At 69.0% G+C, this 15343-nt stretch carries 16 protein-coding genes; 15 read left to right on the top strand and 1 reads right to left on the bottom strand.

All coding sequences use genetic code 11. From position 1 onward, the window contains the following. Window positions 1-4 precede the first annotated feature (4 nt). From ABZU72_RS14080 to ABZU72_RS14045, 8 genes are all read left to right on the top strand, one after another. The gene (locus tag ABZU72_RS14080) at window positions 5-592 is read left to right on the top strand and encodes a hypothetical protein (protein ID WP_355019469.1); all 588 of its coding nucleotides are present in this window, start codon (window positions 5-7) and stop codon (window positions 590-592) included. After that, window positions 592-1455 carry a hypothetical protein gene (locus ABZU72_RS14075; RefSeq protein WP_355019468.1) on the top strand — a complete coding sequence of 288 codons (864 nt, stop codon included), beginning with the start codon at window positions 592-594 and terminating at the stop codon, window positions 1453-1455. Before ABZU72_RS14080 ends, ABZU72_RS14075 begins: the two co-directional genes overlap by 1 nt. Window positions 1456-1567: 112 nt before the next feature. Beyond that, a complete protein-coding gene (locus tag ABZU72_RS14070) occupies window positions 1568-2071 on the top strand; it encodes a pyridoxamine 5'-phosphate oxidase family protein (RefSeq protein ID WP_355019467.1) in 504 nt (167 codons plus the stop codon). A gap of 17 nt (window positions 2072-2088) precedes the next feature. Next, complete coding sequence (locus tag ABZU72_RS14065; RefSeq protein WP_141804749.1) at window positions 2089-2283, top strand: ferredoxin; 195 nt, start codon at window positions 2089-2091, stop codon at window positions 2281-2283. A gap of 6 nt (window positions 2284-2289) precedes the next feature. Further along, window positions 2290-3177, top strand: a complete 888-nt coding sequence (locus ABZU72_RS14060; RefSeq protein WP_355019466.1) for an SDR family NAD(P)-dependent oxidoreductase — start codon at window positions 2290-2292, stop codon at window positions 3175-3177. Next, window positions 3177-3935: a glucose 1-dehydrogenase gene (locus ABZU72_RS14055; protein WP_355019465.1), complete on the top strand. Its 759-nt coding sequence runs from the start codon at window positions 3177-3179 to the stop codon at window positions 3933-3935. Before ABZU72_RS14060 ends, ABZU72_RS14055 begins: the two co-directional genes overlap by 1 nt. 118 nt (window positions 3936-4053) lie before the next feature. Next, the gene (locus tag ABZU72_RS14050) at window positions 4054-5202 is read left to right on the top strand and encodes a hypothetical protein (RefSeq protein WP_355019464.1); all 1149 of its coding nucleotides are present in this window, start codon (window positions 4054-4056) and stop codon (window positions 5200-5202) included. Beyond that, window positions 5180-6019, top strand: coding sequence for a hypothetical protein (locus tag ABZU72_RS14045; RefSeq protein WP_355019463.1), 840 nt, complete (start codon window positions 5180-5182; stop codon window positions 6017-6019). The genes ABZU72_RS14050 and ABZU72_RS14045 overlap by 23 nt, the downstream gene beginning before the upstream one ends. A gap of 1 nt (window position 6020) precedes the next feature. Here ABZU72_RS14045 and ABZU72_RS14040 read toward each other — a convergent pair whose 3' ends face one another. After that, window positions 6021-6656, bottom strand: a complete 636-nt coding sequence (locus tag ABZU72_RS14040) for a TetR family transcriptional regulator (RefSeq protein WP_355019462.1) — start codon at window positions 6654-6656, stop codon at window positions 6021-6023. A 171-nt stretch (window positions 6657-6827) separates the two neighbouring features. Between ABZU72_RS14040 and ABZU72_RS14035 the strand changes: the two genes are divergently transcribed. The 7 genes from ABZU72_RS14035 (at window position 6828) to ABZU72_RS14005 (ending at window position 15275) form a co-directional block, all read left to right on the top strand. Further along, window positions 6828-8954, top strand: a complete 2127-nt coding sequence (locus ABZU72_RS14035) for an acyl-CoA dehydrogenase (protein ID WP_355019461.1) — start codon at window positions 6828-6830, stop codon at window positions 8952-8954. 65 nt (window positions 8955-9019) lie between these two features. Beyond that, window positions 9020-11200, top strand: a complete 2181-nt coding sequence (locus ABZU72_RS14030; RefSeq protein WP_355019460.1) for an acyl-CoA dehydrogenase — start codon at window positions 9020-9022, stop codon at window positions 11198-11200. Next, window positions 11197-11718 (top strand): MaoC family dehydratase N-terminal domain-containing protein, encoded by a 522-nt coding sequence (locus ABZU72_RS14025; protein ID WP_355019459.1) that lies wholly within the window; start codon window positions 11197-11199, stop codon window positions 11716-11718. The genes ABZU72_RS14030 and ABZU72_RS14025 overlap by 4 nt, the downstream gene beginning before the upstream one ends. Next, on the top strand, window positions 11715-12119 hold the full coding sequence (locus tag ABZU72_RS14020) for an OB-fold domain-containing protein (protein WP_355019458.1): 405 nt from the start codon (window positions 11715-11717) through the stop codon (window positions 12117-12119). Before ABZU72_RS14025 ends, ABZU72_RS14020 begins: the two co-directional genes overlap by 4 nt. Next, window positions 12119-12496, top strand: coding sequence for a MaoC family dehydratase (locus ABZU72_RS14015; protein ID WP_355019457.1), 378 nt, complete (start codon window positions 12119-12121; stop codon window positions 12494-12496). Before ABZU72_RS14020 ends, ABZU72_RS14015 begins: the two co-directional genes overlap by 1 nt. Further along, window positions 12493-13659, top strand: coding sequence for a lipid-transfer protein (locus tag ABZU72_RS14010; protein ID WP_355019456.1), 1167 nt, complete (start codon window positions 12493-12495; stop codon window positions 13657-13659). The genes ABZU72_RS14015 and ABZU72_RS14010 overlap by 4 nt, the downstream gene beginning before the upstream one ends. Before the next feature lie 227 nt (window positions 13660-13886). Then, window positions 13887-15275, top strand: a complete 1389-nt coding sequence (locus ABZU72_RS14005; RefSeq protein ID WP_355019455.1) for an alpha-amylase family protein — start codon at window positions 13887-13889, stop codon at window positions 15273-15275. Window positions 15276-15343 lie beyond the last annotated feature (68 nt).

Below are 15343 nucleotides of genomic sequence, written 5' to 3'. Positions count from 1 at the left end.
CCCGGTGCCTGAACCTGTCGAATCGGCCAACAATCCCCTCGATGTGAAGCTCTCGGTCGCCAGACTGGGGCGGGTCAACACCGTGCTCGCGGCGGTGGTGGTGGTCCTGGTCGTGCTGGCCGCGGCCGTCTTCATCGGCGGCGCCCGGGTGCTGCCCTGGACGACGCCCGCCGAGGCCGCGGCCGCCGACTACGACGAGGTGAAGGCGGTCGCCGAGGACGGCGTGATCGCCTTCCTCGACGTCGACTACCGCGACATGGACCCGAGGATCCAGGCCGTCAAGGAGATCTCCACCGGCACCTTCGGCAAGGAGTACACCGCCATCGCCGAGCAGATCCGGCAGGCCGCGATCCCCGCCCAGACCATCTCCAAGGGCAAGGTCAAGCAGGTCGGCATCCGCGCGATCGGGTCGAAGAAGGCGGTCGTGCTGGTCGCCGTGGACTCGGTCGTCACCAGCAGCCAGACCGCTGAGCTGAAGAAGAGCGACACCTGCCCCTACGAGGGTGCGCGGTGCTCGAAGTACCGCTTCAAGGTGTCGCTGGCCAAGACGAAGGACGGATGGCGCATGTCCGACCTGGCAGGAGTCAACTGATGACAGGCATACGAGCGAACGGATCGGTCTCCACCGGTCAGAAGGAGTGCCCCTTCTGCGCGGAGACGATCAAGGCGGCCGCGATCAAGTGCCGTTACTGCGGGTCCGACCTGCTTCCTCCGGCCGATGAGCCGGACGAGGACGTACGTGACCAGGTCGCTGCTCCGCAGGAGAGCGAGGTCGGCGCGGCGGAGCCCGAGGACGCCGAGACCGACACCGCAGAGCCTCAAGCTGAGGTTGAGGGTGAGAGTGATTCCGAGGAGCGCGCCGGGCTCGCCGAGCGGTGGCTGGGTGACGGGAGTCGGGTGCTGACAGCCGTTCTCGGCGTACTCGTCCTGGTGGCCGGCGGTCTGTTGTGGCTGGCCGTCGACATGGCTTCGAACGACGACGTGGCGCCGAACGGGGAGCTGACCGCGGCCGGGTCCCGGGCGGCGATCATGGAGCACTCGGTCGACCTGGCGCAGACGGTGATGTCCTACCAGGCCGCCAGCGCGGAGAAGGACATCGCGGCGGCGAAGAAGCTGATGACGCCGGCGATGCAGAAGGACTACGAGAAGACGCTGCCCGGCGAGGACAAGCGCAAGGAGCAGGCCGACCTCGGTATCAAGGTCGACGCCGAGGTGGCGCCGCTCTCCGAGGAGGGTGCGAAGGCGGCCGAGGAGGGCAAGGCCTGCGTCGACGAGGACTGTGCCGCCTCCATCATCTCGGCCACCGAGGAGTCCGCGAAGGTGCTGCTCTTCGTCAACCAGAGCGCGACCGCGCCGAAGACGAAGAACACCGTGGTCAGCCCGACCTGGGAGGTGCTGACGCTGGTCAAGGACGACGGCGGCTGGCTGATCTCCGAGATGAAGGCCGCCTCCTAGTCGAAGCGGAGCCTGAGGCGGAGGGCCTAGTCTCACCATGAGGTCCCGCCAAGGGATCGCTCCACCCTGATATGGTAGAACGTGTTCTAGTTTCACTGCTCGAGGAGGGCACATGGCCGGCTCACGCCAGTCCGTACAGCTGACCGACGCCGAGATCGAGGACTTCCTCGGCTCGCAGATGAAGGTGCAGGTCGCGACCGTCGGTCCCGACGGCGCTCCGCACCTGACCACGCTGTTCTACGTGCTCGACGAGGGCAGGATCGTCTTCTGGACCTACGGGCCGTCGCAGAAGGTTCGCAACCTGCGGCGTGACCCGCGGGTCACCTGCCTGGTCGAGGACGGCGTCGACTACTTCGAGCTGCGCGGGGTGAGCATCACCGGGCGGGCGAGACTCGTCGAGGACTACGACGAGATCAAGGGCATCGGGTTGCGCGTGATGACCCGGATGGCCGGTGGAGCCGACCTGGGTGAGCTCGGCGAGGACCTGGTCTCGAAGCAGGCGCACAAGCGCGTCGGCATCGTCATCGAGCCCGACAAGGTCGCAAGCTGGGACCATCGCAAGCTGGGCGCGCTGCCCGGCCAGGGCTCTGTTGATGACGGCTCAACGACGGCGTAAGGACAAAGGAGACGGACATGGCAAAGGTGATCGCGGACTTCGACCTGTGCGAGTCCAACGGGATGTGCGAGGCGTTCGCTCCCGACGTGTTCGAGATCGATGACGACGACTACCTGCAGATCGAGGACCCGACGGTGACCGACGAGAACCGTGGCCGCATCGAGCAGGCCGTGGCCGGCTGCCCCAAGGCGGCCCTGAGGATCGAGGAGTAGCACCACGTGAGCGTTGACCTGGATGGAAGAATCGCGATCGTCACCGGGGCCGGAGCGGGTCTGGGCCGCGCCGAGGCGGTCGCCCTGGCCCGGGCCGGTGCCCGGGTAGTGCTCAACGACCTGCCGGGCGCCGCCGAGGAGGCGGCCGAGGAGATCCGCGGGTTCGGTGGCGAGGCGGTGATCGCGGCCGGCGACGTGAGCGAGCGTGCCACTGCCGACGCGATGATGGCCGCCGCCGTCGACGACCTCGGCGGGCTCGACATCGTGGTCAACAACGCGGGCATCACCCGCGACAAGATGCTCTTCAACATGTCCGACGAGGAGTTCGACCTCGTCGTACGCGTGCACCTCCGCGGCCACTTCCTGCTGACCCGCAACGCCTCGGCCCACTGGCGCTCGGTCGCGAAGTCGACGGGCGCACCGGTGGACGCCGCGGTGGTGAACACCTCCTCGGAGGCGTTCCTGTCCGGGCCTCCAGGACAGGCCAACTACGGTGCCGCGAAGGCGGGGATCACCGCGCTGACGATGTCGACGGCGCGCTCGATGGGCCGTTCCGGCGTACGCGCCAACGCGATCTGCCCGCGGGCCGCGACCGCGATGACCGAGGGCGTGCTATCGGGCGACTCCTACGGGCCCGAGCACGTCGCGCCGCTGGTCACCTACCTCGCCTCGCCGGCTGCCGCCGCGATCACCGGACAGGTCTTCGTCGTCTACGGCGGGATGATCGCCGTCCTCGCGCCACCCACGGTGGCCGAGCGCTTCGACAACGCCGCCTGGGACCAGGACTCGCTCGACAAGCAGGTCGGCGGCTGGTTCGCCGACCGTGACCCCGCGGCCGGGTTCTCGGCCGACTCGATCATGCAGCTGAAGCTGAAAGACCTAGAGGAGCAGTGATGGCACGTCTCGAGGGCAAGACCGCGATCGTGACCGGTGGTGCGCAGGGACAGGGAGCCGCCATCGCGCGCGCCTTCGTCTCCGAGGGCGCCAAAGTGGTGATCGCCGACGTGGCCGACGAGCCCGGAAAGCTGCTCGCCGAGGAGCTGGGGGAGTCCGCGCTCTTCGTGCACCACGATGTGAGCTCGGAGGAGTCCTGGACGGCGCTCGTGGCCGAGACCGCCGAGACGTACGGCCCGGTCAACGTCCTCGCCAACAACGCCGGCATCCTGCGCTTCGGCGAGATCCTGACCCAGCCGGTCGAGGAGTTCGAGCTGCTGTGGCGGGTCAACACCCTCGGCTGCTTCCTCGGGATGCGCTCGGTGATCTCGACGATGAAGGAGAACGGCGGCGGCTCGATCATCAACGCCTCCTCGATCGAGGGCCTGGCCGGGATGGCGTTCGTGGCTGGCTACACCTCCACCAAGTTCGCCATCCGCGGCATGACCAAGGCCGCCGCCCTCGAGCTCGGCCCCAACGGCATCCGGGTCAACTCCGTGCACCCCGGCATGATCGACACTGGGATGACCCGCGGCGTCGGTGCTGATGACGCCGCGATGGAGTTCGGCGCCGCCAAGGTGGCGCTCAAGCGCGTCGGTCACCCGGAGGACATCGCGCCCCTCTACGTCTATCTGGCCTCTGACGAGTCGGGTTTCGTCACCGGCGCCGAGATCGCCATCGACGGCGGCGCGACCGCAACTCACGCCTTCGGCGGCTGATCCCTGCCGAGCCGTCACCGCCTCGGCATGGGTGAGTCGGCCGCGCGAGAGGCTCGTCTCCGGCATACTTCCGCGGGAAGGTTTCAGTCAGCGGGGACGAACCGAAGGCCATCAGAACTTGTCTCGACGACGCAGTGCGTTCGCCACCGTTGTGGTGCTGGGTGTGTTCGCGTTCCTCTACAGCGTGGTCCTCGCGATCCCGGTCTACGTCGGCGACATCTCGGCTCTGTGGAGCGCACGGGGACATGCCTGGTTCGGGGACGTGCTCGGCCGGATGGTGGACGGGTTCTCGTTCCTGTGGGGATCGGCGGTGATGAACGAGGGCTATCCCGTCGCACCCACGTCCGGATGGCCGACGGTGGTGTTCGTCGTCCTGCTCGTGGCGCTGGTCCACGCGAGCCTGCGGACCGCCTCCGACGGTGTCTACGCGGTGGCCGGCCGCGTGCTATGCGCGAGCGTTCTCGCCGGGGGCCTGACGAACCTCTTCGTGGTGGTCCAGACGGTCCTGGGGATCCGTGGTGGGCTCGAGTCCTTGCCGACGGTCATCTGGGCGGTGCCCGACGACGGGATCTGGCTCGGTCTGGTCGTGGGAGTGTTCGGTGGATATGCGGCGTACGCGGCGGCGGCGTTCGCTCGGGTCGCCGCGATCGCTCTGCGCGGTGATGACGAAACCGATGGATCCGTCACCGCGCCGACCGCAGGGCGGGCGCGAGCGGCTCAGGTCGCGACCTGGGGTGCGCTGCCAACACTCGTACTGGCACTCGTCGGCGGGTTCGTCTGGCACTACGGCCCGGACGCCGACCCGTACGGGGCGGACATCGAGCCGCGCCAGGCCTGGGTGCGCCTGGTCTGGTTCGCCCACGCCAGCCTCTCGCCGCCGCACAATCCTCATTCGCTCAGTGGCAGCTTCGACACGTCGGTCTGGTTGCCGCGTACGTTGACCTCGGCCGTCCTCGTCGTACTGGTCTGGCTGGTGGTTGCGCTCGTCGTGGCGGGCTGGCAGCGCAGAGGCACGCCGGGTGGGCTCTGCGTCGTGGTGCAGCTCTGGGCTGTAGTGACCCTGCTCGCCGCGGTCGTCGGCCTGCTCGAAGGCGCACTCGTGCCGCAGGACGACTTCGCGCTGGCGAGCCACTACTGGGCACTCGACACCGCTGCCCAGGGCATTCGGTTCGGGGCCTGCTTCGGCTGGGCGACCGGCGTCGCCGTGCTGCTCGCACTACGACTCTCGAGAGGAGCACGGGCTGATGTCGAAGAAGAGGTCGGGTGAGACCGAGACCGACGCACTCCGGCAGGGGCGGCTGGCGTCGCTGGTGAGGAAGCCGGCCACCTGGGTTGTCGGTGTGATCCTGGTTGCGCTGGGCGCGACCTTCAGCTCCGGACTGCAGAGTCTGTTCGCCGGTCTCCTGCCCGACGGCTGGAGCGAGCCGGGCAGCGGCATCAAGGTGGTGGACGTGCGCCGGAAGCAATTGAGCGGCCGAGTGCTGATCCCGCCCTCGGAGTCGGATGTGGCCTTCAGTGGCCGGGAGGCTGCCTTTGGCTCGGTCAACGATCCCGACTGGGAAGCGAGCCACGACTGGTATGCCGCTGGCTACATCACCTGGGAGGTGACTCTCGTCGGGCGCCACAGCGACCCCGTGGTGATCACCGACCTCCGCCCCGAACGGATCGGGGCGTGTACGGAGCGGCTCAAGACGGGAACGCTCGTCGAGGACCTACCGCAGGGGGAGGGTACGAAGATCGAGATGGAGACCGCCATCGATGGGAAGGCACCCAAGTTGACCTCGCCCGAGGACGGCACGGCGTACTTCGACGGTGGGACGGTCACGCTGGCCAAGGGCGAGACGGTGGTCATCTCCATCCAGGCGACCAGTGCTGGGCCGACGTGCCAATGGGTGTTCGAGGCCGACTACGTCGACCACGGCAAGCGCGAGACGATGACGATCAAGGCGCCCGGAGATCGCCCGTTCGCGATCACGGGCTTCAGCGAGGATCAGCCCTACGACTTGACCTGGGCCATCGAATGCAGCCGCGCGATGACACCCGAGGAAGTGTCCGCCATCGAAACACCGGCCGACTGCCGATAGGTCAGCGCAGCAGGAGGCGTACGGCTACGTCGATCGACTTCTCGACATCCTTCTCGTCCATGCGGCCGGTGACCCAGGAGATGAGGGCGGATAGCCATACGTCGGAGATGATCCGGATGATGGCGGCCTCCTCCTCGGTGACCTCGCCGTGGTCGGGGGTGCCGTGCATGGCGCGGGCGATGACGGTGGTCAGGCTGGTGCCGACCTCGTGGATCTCGCCGGTCACCGACTGGTCGGCGAACATGAAGGCGCGGACGAGGGCTTCGGTGAGCTTGGGCTGCTTCTGCAGGGCGCGGGTGCGTCGGTTGAGGACGTACATGATCCGCTCGTGCGCGGTGTCGCCCGGAGTCGCCCGGATGGCGGAGCGGTCGACGTCCTTGGTGAACTCACGCGCCAGCGCGGAGACCAGCAGGTGGATCTTCGAGGGGAAGTAGCGGTAGAGGGTGCCGAGCGCGACCTCGGCCTGCTCGGCGACGGCGCGCATCTGCACGGCGTCGAAGCCACCCTCGGCGGCGAGGCTGATCGTGGCGTCGAGGATGCGCCGGCGGCGCTCTCGCTGGGCCGCGGAACCGCCGGTGGGCGGGGTGGCCGGAGTCGGGCCATCGGTGTCGCGTGGCTCCGTGCTGACGGACGTCACTGGTTGTCCCCCTAGGACTATGACCGGATCTCGATCTGTGGCTCTCAGGCTAACCGCAACGGCGCCCGCGAGTGAAACACGTTCCTCCGTGAGTCTAGACTTGTAACACGTTCTACATCAGTCTCTATTCCTGAAGGCCGCGGAACCAGACGGAAATAGTAGGAGGTCCCTGTGCCGATCGGCATCACCGACGAACACCAAGCCCTCAGTGAGAGCCTGCGCGACTGGGCCAAGGGGCTGGGTGGCATCGCGATCGCCCGCGCCGCAGAGGGCACCGCCTCCGCGGATTTCGACGAGGTGTGGCGGGGTGTCGAGGAGTACGGCGTCGCCGGTATCGCGGCGCCTGAGCCGAACGGTGGTGGCGGGACGCTGCTGGATGCGGCCGTCGCGCTCGAGGCCTGCGCTCGTGAGCTGCTGCCGGGCCCGCTGCTCGGCAGCACGGTCGCCGCCTTCCAGGCGGGAGCGGCGGGGCTCGGCGACGTGGTCGGGGCCGTCACCGCCGGCGGCTGCGGGATCGCGCTCGACCCGGTGCTCGAGCTCGGCGACCGCCTCCAGGGAACGGTTCCCGTCGCCTACGACGGAGGCGGGGCAGCACAGCTGCTGCTCGGTGCCCGCGGCGCCAACGGCGAGGAGCACTGGTTCTTCCTGGCGGCCGAGCAGGCGGACGTACGTCCCCAGGTGGGCCCCGATCTGTCCAGGCGGGTCGCCGAGGTGCGGGTCGACGTCGATCTCAGTGAGGCGGTCGAGGTCCCGGGCCTGCGCGGCGAGGCGGTGCGGCGTACGGCCCTCACGCTCGCTGCCGCGGAGGCCTCCGGGATCGCACAATGGTGCCTGACGACGGCCGTGGAGTACGCGAAGGTGCGCGAGCAGTTCGGGGCGCCGATCGGGTCGTTCCAGGCGATCAAGCACCTGTGCGCCCAGATGCTGGAGACCGCCGAGGCGGTGGCCGCTGCCGCCTGGGACGCGGCGGCGTCGGCCGAGGGTGGCGACGTCGACCAGTGGGCTTTCGCAGCCGAGGTCGCCGGCGTCGCCGCGCTCGACGGAGCGGTCCGGGCGGCCCAGGACTGCATCCAGGTCCTCGGCGGCATCGGCTTCACCTTCGAGCACGACGCCCACCTCTATCTGCGCCGTGCGGTCGCCCTGCGAAGCCTCCTCGGTGGCGGCGACGCCCATGCGGTCGCGCTGGCGGAGCACGCCGTGGCCGGCATCCGCCGCTCGGTCCGTGTCGACCTCGACGGCAAGGACGACGCGATTCGTCCCCGAGCGCAGGAAGCCGTTGCCGCGATCGCGGCGCTTCCCGAGGCTGAGCGCCGCGATGCGCTCGTCGACGCGGCCCTTCTCGCGCCGCACTGGCCCGCTCCGTACGGGCTCGGTGCCGGTCCCGTCGAGCAGCTCGTCATCGACGAGGAGCTCGCCGCGGCCGGCGTGTCGCGGCCCGACATCAAGATCGCCGGGTGGGCGGTGCCGACCATCCTGAAGCACGGCACCGACGCCCAGCGCGAGAGGTTCGTCCAGGCCTCGCTGTGCGGCCGGATCGTCTGGTGCCAGCTCTTCAGCGAGCCCGGTGCCGGCTCGGACCTGGCCTCCCTCGCGACTCGTGCCGAGCGCGTCGAGGGCGGCTGGAGACTGACCGGCCAGAAGGTGTGGACCTCGCTCGCGGCCGACGCCGACTGGGCGATCTGCCTGGCGCGCACGAACCCCGACGTCCCCAAGCACAAGGGCATCACCTACTTCCTGGTGGACATGCGCAGCGAGGGCATCGACGTCCGCCCGCTGCGCGAGCTGACCGGCGACGCACTCTTCAACGAGGTCTTCCTCGACGGGGTCTTCGTGCCCGACGACCTCGTCGTCGGCGAGGTCGACGGCGGCTGGCGCCTGGCCCGTACGACGCTGGCCAACGAGCGGGTCGCGATGGCCTCGACCAACCTCGGTGGCAGTGTCGAGCGCGCGGTGGTGCTCGCCGGTGGTCGCGGTGGGGCCGATCTCGCCCGGGTCGGCCATGCCGTCGCGCTCTCGACGGTCTGCTCGCTGCTCGGCGTACGCTCCACGCTCAAGGCGCTCGCCGGACGCGGACCAGGCGCGGAGTCCTCGGTGGCCAAGCTCTTGACCGTACGCAACCGTCAGGACGCCTCCGAGCTCGTCGTCGACCTCCTCGGCCCGCTGGCGCTCACCGACGACCCGCAGGTCAGGGAGGACCTGCACCAGTCTCAGCTAACCCGCTGCCTCTCGATCGCCGGCGGAACCACCCAGGTGCTCCGCAACGTGGCTGCCGAGCAGATCCTCGGCCTGCCCCGATAAGTCCTGCCGCGATAGGACAGCGAGCCCTCTCGCGATCAGAACTAGAACACGTTACAGTTTGGCTCATGGGAGACGAGACGCTCGATGCCGTACGCAGCGTGGTGGCCGAGGTCCTTGCCCGCGAGCCCAACCGTGGTGACTGGTCGGCCTGGGCGAGCGCCGGCCTGACCGCACTGCCCGTGCCGGAGGCCCAGGGCGGTGAGGGGTTCGGGCCGGCGGAGGTCGCGGTGCTGCTGCGGGAGGCCGGGCGCCATGCGGTGCGGGTGCCGGTCTGGGAGACCCTCGCCGTCGGCGCGCTGACGCTGGCCGGTCACGGGACAACCGAGCAGCAGAGCGCGATCCTGCCCGGGGTGGCGAGCGGCGAGACGCTGCTGACCCCGGCCTGGCTCGAGCCGGGACGCCCGCAGGCGCCATCGGCCAGCTATCGGGACGGCACCGTGAGCGGTCGCAAGACCGGGGTGACGTACGCCGCCGAGAGCTCCCGCCTCCTGGTCACCGCGACCGCCGCCGAGACCGGGGAGCCGGTCGTGGTGCTCGTCGACCCGAGCGGCCCGGGAGTCACACTGACTCCCGCGAGCGTGTCGGGTGAGGTGCCACAACACACCGTCGTGCTCGAGGAAGCCCCGGCAGAGCCGCTGGGCGAGGGAGCCTTCGAGGCTCTGACTGGTCTCGCGACCGCCGGGCTCGCGGTGAGCGCCGCGGGCGTGCTCGCCGGTGCCCGGGACCTGACAGCCGATTATGTGAAGAACCGGCAGCAGTTCGGCCGTGCCCTCGCGGAGTTCCAGGCGGTCGCGCTGCAGTTGGCCGACGTCTACGTCACTTCCCGCACGCTCGACCTCGCCGCCGACAACGCGGTCGCCGCCATCGCCGACCAGCGAGCTGCCGACGTCGACCTGAAGGTCGCTGCCTACTGGGCCAGTCAGGTCGCGCCGTACGCCTTCCGCACCTGCCACCACCTCCACGGCGGCATGGGTGTCGATGTGACCTACCCGCTGCTCGCGTTCACGACCTGGGGCACCGACATCGCCCACCAGCTCAACACCTCGGCTGCCGACGTCCCCGTCGAGACCGCGGAGGCCAAGAACCTCGAGCTCACCGAGGCGCAGCGCAGCCTGAAGTCCGAGGTCAGGGCCTACTTCGCAGGCCTCTCGCACGAGGGCGAGCCGGGCGATCCCGGTCCCGAGGGATCGTGGGACCGACACGGCCCGACCTACCAGAAGCTCATCAAACAGCTCGGCGACGACGGCTGGATGGGCGTCGGCTGGCCCAAGGAGTACGGCGGCCACGGCCTCGGTGAGGTCGAGCAGACGATCTTCGCCAACGAGGCGCAGTACGCCGACGTGCACCTGCCGGCGGTGACCCTGCAGACGGTGGGCCCGACGCTGATCCGCTACGGCACCGACAAGCAGAAGGAGATGTTCCTCAACCGGATCCTCGCCGGTGAGGTTCACTTCGCGATCGGCTACTCCGAGCCCGAGGCGGGCACCGATCTGGCCTCGCTGCGCACCACGGCCAGGCGGGACGGTGACCACTACGTCGTCAACGGCCAGAAGCTGTGGACCACCGGCGGCCACGCCGCCGACTACATCTGGCTGGCCGTACGCACCGACCCGGACGCTCCCAAGCACAAGGGCATCTCGATCCTCATCGTCGACACCACCGACCCGGGCTTCTCCTGGACCCCGATCATCACCGCCGACGGCTCCCACCACGTCAACGCGACCTACTTCAACGACGTCCGCGTCCCGGCCGACATGCTGGTGGGGGAGGAGAACAAGGGCTGGAAGCTGATCACGACCCAGCTCAACCACGAGCGCGTCATGCTCGGCCCCGCTGGCCGGATCGAGGGTCTGCGCGATCGCGTCCTCCGGTGGGCACAGTCCCAGGGCATCACCGACAGCCCGGACGTACGCGCGCTGATCGGGAAGACCACCGCCGTCTTCCGGGTCAACGAGCTGCTCAACTGGGAGGTCGCCAAGGCAGCGGAGGCCGGGGACATCGAGGTCGCCGACGCCTCCTCGTCGAAGGTCTTCGCGGCCGACCAGGTCCAGCACCTGCTCGCCGACCTGATCGCCCTCGTCCATCGCCATGGCGACCCCGGGGATGCCGTCACGAAGAGCCTGCTCGACTATCTCGACGCCCAGGCGAAGCGGAACCTCGTGCTCACCTTCGGTGGCGGCGTCCAGGAGGTCCAGCGCGAGCTGATCGCGATGTTCGGTCTCGGGATGCCGAGGGTGCCGCGATGACCGGGCCCGAGAAGCAGACGCTGGTGGACGAGGCCGTCCACGAGAAGATCATGGCCGCCGCCGAGGAGATCAAGGCCTGGGGCGAGGCCGCCGAGCGCGACGCCCGCGACCTGGTCAACCAGCCCACGATCAACAACTGGCTCGAGGCGATGGGCCTGGAGTCCGAGCGGTTCCACCAGGGCGAGGCGCCGCCGTCGATGGCGCAGGTCTGGACGATGTACGGGCAAGGCGGGAAGCACCCCGACCGAGACCCTCTCCACGCGATGATGAACGTGCTCACGGACGCCGGTTTCAACGGCGTCCTCGGCACCAACTCCGAGCAGAGCTACGACCGCTACCTCCGCGTCGGCGAGCAGGTCCGCGTCACCACGGCCCTCGACTCCGTCGTCGGCCCCAAGAGCACCGGGATGGGCGTGGGCTACTTCGTGACTTCCAGGAGCACCTGGTACGTGGGCGACGAGCGGGTCGCGACCATGCTGTTCCGCGTCCTCAAGTTCATTCCCAAGGTGGCGGCATGAGCGGCCCGGTACGGCCGGTGATCGGCCGGGACAACGCGTACTTCTTCGAAGGCACCGCCAAGCAGGAGCTCCGCATCCAGAGCTGCAACGCCTGCGGCACCCTGCGGCATCCGCCAGGCCCGGCGTGCCTGAGCTGCGACGCCTACGACCGTGGTCATGTCGTCGCCCGGGGCGAGGGCACCGTCTACTCGTTCACCGTCGTCCACGCGCCGAAGCTGCCCGGCAAGGAGCTCCCGCTGGTGGTGGCCCTGCTGGACCTGCCCGAGGGCGTACGCATGGTGGCTGAGGTGACCGGCGTGCCGCCCGAGGGCGAGGACGGCCTGCGGATAGGCGAGCGCCTGGTCGTCGACTGGAACGTCATCGATGAGGAGCTGACGCTCCCGATCTGGAGGAGGCCATGATGAAGGCTGGCGACGAGATCCCGGTCTGGGAGCTCCCGATCACCCCGACGCTGGTCGTCTCCACGGCGATCGCGACGCGAGACTTCCAAGACGTTCACCACGACCGCGACCGTGCCCAGGCGGCCGGCTCGAAGGACATCTTCATGAACATCCTCACCTCGACGGCGCTCTGTGAGAGGTACGTCACCGACTGGGCCGGCCCCGACGTGCAGATCAAGGGCATCGCGATCCGGCTGGGCGCCCCGGCCTACCCCTACGACACGCTGTCGTTCTCCGGCGAGGTCACCGAGGTCACCGACGGGATCGCCACGATCACGGTCACCGGCACGGTGTCGCTCGGTGCGCACGTGACCGGAAGGGTCAGGGTCGCGGCATGAGCCTGAGCGGGAAGGCGGCGATCGTCGGTATCGGCGCGACGGAGTTCTCCAAGGAGTCAGGAAGGTCCGAGCTCCAGCTCTCCGTCGAGGCGACCAGAGCCGCCCTGAACGACGCCGGACTCACCCCTGGCGACGTCGACGGGCTGACCACGTTCACCATGGACACCAGTGCCGAGATCGCGCTCGCTCGCGAGCTCGGCCTCGGCGACCTGAGGTTCTTCTCGCGGATCAACTACGGCGGCGGCGCGGCCTGCGCGACGATCCAGCAGGCCGCGATGGCGGTCGCGACGGGCGTCGCCGATGTGGTGGTCGCCTACCGCGGCTTCAACGAGCGCTCGGGGCAGCGCTTCGGGCAGGTGCAGCCGTGGGCCGCGCAGCAGGTCAACACCAACGGCATCGACAACGCCTGGACCTACCCGCTCGGTCTCTCGACGCCTGCGGCGACGGTCGCCATGCAGGCGCGCCGCTACATGCACGACTACGGCGTGACCAGCGCGGACTTCGGTGCCGTGGCCGTCGCCGACCGGCGCCACGCCGCGACCAACCCGGCCGCGTTCTTCTATCAGAAGCCGATCACCCTCGAGGACCACCAGGCCTCCCGGATGATCGCGGACCCTCTGCACCTGCTCGACTGCTGCCAGGAGTCCGACGGCGCCGTCGCGATCGTCGTCACCAGCCCCGAGCGGGCCCGCGACCTGCCGAATCCGCCGGTCACCATCGCCGCGGCCGCCCAGGGCAGCGCCGCCGACCAGTACGTGATGACCTCCTACTACCGCGACGAGATCGGCATCCCCGAGATGGGCGTCGTCGCCAAGGATCTGTGGCGCCAGTCCGGTCTCACTCCGGCCGACATCGACACCGCCGTCCTCTACGACCACTTCACCCCCTACGTACTCATGCAGCTGGAGGAGCTCGGCTTCTGTGGCAGGGGAGAGGCCAAGGACTTCGTACGCGACGGGGCCATCGAGCTCGGCGGACGGCTGCCCGTGAACACCCACGGTGGCCAGCTCGGGGAGGCGTACCTGCACGGCATGAACGGCATCGCCGAGGGCGTACGGCAGGTGCGCGGCACCTCCGTGAACCAGGTCGCCGGCGCAGCCCACGTGCTTGTGACGGCGGGCACCGGCGTACCGACGAGCGGACTGGTGCTCACGGCACCCTGACCGCGCCGGACCGCCGAGGCGCGGCTCTGAAATTTTGCGCAAAGTCTTGCACCCCTGGGCCACGCCCGGGGGTGCTGCTTTGAGATGGCCACACATCAGGGGTTGACGTGTGACCGGCATCACTCATACGGTCGGCCTGCAAGATCTTGCAGCAAGATTCAGCCGCGCTGTGTCACCCCACCACCCCCATCCGGACACGGCGCGTTGCCTTCGACCTAGGAGGATCCATGGCCCGAAAGTCCATGGCTGCCGCACTTGCCCTCTCGGCGGGAGCTGCTGTCGCGCTCACGATCCCGGTCTCGGCCCCAGCACAGGCCGCGCCACCGGGAGACAAGGACGTCACCGCGGTGATGTTCGAATGGAACTTCGCCTCGGTTGCCCGCGAATGCACCAGCACTTTGGGCCCGGCCGGCTACGGCTACGTCCAGGTGTCCCCGCCGCAGGAGCACATCCAAGGCTCGCAGTGGTGGACGTCCTACCAGCCCGTCAGCTACAAGATCGCCGGCCGGCTGGGTGACCGCACCGCCTTCAAGAACATGATCGACACCTGTCACGCCGCCGGCGTGAAGGTCGTCGCCGACGCCGTCATCAACCACATGTCCGCGGGCTCCGGGACCGGCACCGGCGGCTCGTCGTACAGCAAGTACGCCTACCCCGGTCTCTACTCGAGCTACGACCTGGACAACTGCACGGCCACGATCAGCAACTACCAGGACCGCACCAACGTCCAGGCGTGCGAGCTGGTCGGTCTCGCCGATCTCGACACCGGCGAGGACTACGTACGCGGCAAGATCGCCGGCTACCTGAACGACCTGCTCTCGCTCGGCGTCGACGGCTTCCGGATCGACGCCGCCAAACACATGGCCGCCTCCGACCTGGCCAACATCAAGTCCCGCCTCAGCAACCCGAACGCCTACTGGAAGCAGGAGGCCATCTTCGGCGCGGGGGAGGCGGTCTCGCCCAGCGAGTACCTCGGCAACGGCGACGTCCAGGAGTTCCGCTACGCCCGCGACCTGAAGCGGGTCTTCAACAACGAGAACCTCGCCTACCTGAAGAACTACGGCGAGGGCTGGGGCTACATGTCCTCGAGCAGCTCGGCCGTCTTCGTCGACAACCACGACACCGAGCGCGGCGGCGACACCCTCAACTACAAGGACGGCGCCAACTACACCCTGGCCAACGTCTTCATGCTGGCCTGGCCCTACGGCTCGCCCGACATCCACTCCGGCTACGAGTGGAGCGACAAGGACGCCGGCCCGCCCAACGCCGGCACCGTCAACGCCTGCTGGCAGGACGGCTGGAAGTGCCAGCACGCCTGGTCCGAGATCAAGAAGATGGTCGCCTTCCGCAACACCGCTCGCGGCCAGGCCGTCACCAACTGGTGGGACAACGGCGGCGACGCCATCGCCTTCGGGCGAGGCAGCAAGGCGTACGTCGCGATCAACCACGAGTCCTCGTCGCTGACCCGCACCTTCCAGACGTCGCTGGCAGCGGGCACCTACTGCGATGTCCAGAGCGGCAAGAGCGTTGCCGTGAACGGCTCCGGCCAGTTCACCGCCACCCTCGGCGCCAACACCGCCCTCGCGCTGCACGTCGGCGCGATGACCTGCAGTTGATCCATTCGTCCGACCGTCCGGCGTCGCCCCCCATGGGCGCCGGACGGTCGGTCTCCACCGCATGCCCC

Source organism: Nocardioides sp. NPDC004968 (assembly GCF_040608935.1).
GTDB lineage: Bacteria > Actinomycetota > Actinomycetes > Propionibacteriales > Nocardioidaceae > Nocardioides.
This window is presented reverse-complemented; position numbering and strand designations above follow the sequence as displayed.

Excerpts from the sequence above, each read along its gene's own strand:
- ABZU72_RS14005 (WP_355019455.1), top strand. The coding sequence starts at position 13,887 with ATGGCCCGAAAGTCCATGGCTGCCGCACTTGCCCTCTCGGCGGGAGCT.
- ABZU72_RS14065 (WP_141804749.1), top strand. The coding sequence starts at position 2,089 with ATGGCAAAGGTGATCGCGGACTTCGACCTGTGCGAGTCCAACGGGATG.
- ABZU72_RS14030 (WP_355019460.1), top strand. The coding sequence starts at position 9,020 with ATGGGAGACGAGACGCTCGATGCCGTACGCAGCGTGGTGGCCGAGGTC.
- ABZU72_RS14010 (WP_355019456.1), top strand. The coding sequence starts at position 12,493 with ATGAGCCTGAGCGGGAAGGCGGCGATCGTCGGTATCGGCGCGACGGAG.
- ABZU72_RS14020 (WP_355019458.1), top strand. The coding sequence starts at position 11,715 with ATGAGCGGCCCGGTACGGCCGGTGATCGGCCGGGACAACGCGTACTTC.
- ABZU72_RS14015 (WP_355019457.1), top strand. The coding sequence starts at position 12,119 with ATGAAGGCTGGCGACGAGATCCCGGTCTGGGAGCTCCCGATCACCCCG.
- ABZU72_RS14045 (WP_355019463.1), top strand. The coding sequence starts at position 5,180 with ATGTCGAAGAAGAGGTCGGGTGAGACCGAGACCGACGCACTCCGGCAG.
- ABZU72_RS14075 (WP_355019468.1), top strand. The coding sequence starts at position 592 with ATGACAGGCATACGAGCGAACGGATCGGTCTCCACCGGTCAGAAGGAG.
- ABZU72_RS14070 (WP_355019467.1), top strand. The coding sequence starts at position 1,568 with ATGGCCGGCTCACGCCAGTCCGTACAGCTGACCGACGCCGAGATCGAG.
- ABZU72_RS14025 (WP_355019459.1), top strand. The coding sequence starts at position 11,197 with ATGACCGGGCCCGAGAAGCAGACGCTGGTGGACGAGGCCGTCCACGAG.
- ABZU72_RS14055 (WP_355019465.1), top strand. The coding sequence starts at position 3,177 with ATGGCACGTCTCGAGGGCAAGACCGCGATCGTGACCGGTGGTGCGCAG.